The organism is Metabacillus niabensis (genome assembly GCF_902829255.1).
Lineage (GTDB): Bacteria > Bacillota > Bacilli > Bacillales > Bacillaceae > Metabacillus > Metabacillus niabensis.
The window spans coordinates 1-906 of record NZ_CADEPK010000124.1; the positions used below are offsets into that span (position 1 = coordinate 1).

General features: G+C 31.3%; 1 protein-coding gene and 1 pseudogene. Both read right to left on the reverse strand.

Annotation, left to right across the window (positions count from 1 at the left end):
- A partial coding sequence (locus HU235_RS10915; RefSeq protein WP_174880244.1) for a GNAT family N-acetyltransferase occupies positions 1–469 on the reverse strand: 469 nt, incomplete at its 3' end.
- Positions 470–722: 253 nt separating this feature from the next.
- Positions 723–906 (reverse strand): annotated as a pseudogene (locus tag HU235_RS25045) (GNAT family N-acetyltransferase); the annotation flags it as partial.

A 906-nucleotide genomic window follows, 5' to 3' on the forward strand; every position in this document is an offset into this window, starting at 1 on the left:
TATCTACGCTCTCTAAAGCAAATCCAACCTTTTCATATACTTTCTTTGCTCTAGGATTAAAATCAAAAACGCTTAAAGTAAGTTGATTCAAATTCGTATTATGAAATACATAATCAATTATAAGTTTAGTGGCCTCGGTTCCTAACCCCCGATTTCTCCCCCTTGGCCCAATAAGTATCCGAAAGTTCATACTATGTTTTTCTTCATTATATAAATTTACTACTGCCTCACCGACGAATAAATTTAAGGATTTGTCAACAATTGCAAGATCCAAACGATCTTGTTGCTCATTTCTTGTATTGTACCAATGGAGAACTGATTCTCTATCGAAATTAGAAGTACTACCGGTGAGTTTTAAAACAACTGGATCTTTTAAACACTCTTCAATGTAAGGAAGATCGTCAGAATGAAATGGTCTAAGGATAACCTTCTCACCTATAATCTTTGGTTTTTTACTCAAATCTACCATTGAACACACTCCATAACTATGATTGATTACTTAATTGTTTACTATTAGGAAGTCTCATAAAAATTCACAGTAAAACACTAAGAATTAATAAATTCACTATAGATTAAAAAACGAGGAATTTATATAGAAAAAATAATTAAGAAATAAACTTTCCCCTACAAAGGACAAGGTTTATCTTTACTCCTAATAATGGGTTCGGTGAGTTGTAAAATACGTTCGAAAATGATGAATAAAAAATGTCACAAACACTTCTTTTTTTGTACCCCGAAAAAATAAAATGGTTTTTGGCAAAGATAAATGATTCTTTTTCTTTAGTAAAACCAATTTTCTCAGCTACTCGAATCGAAGGAAAAGCTATAATCCATACAACCTTATGCTTCCCCAGAAGCAAATCCCTTTGACCAGTATTTTTTATTGATATGATAGACAATTTCTAT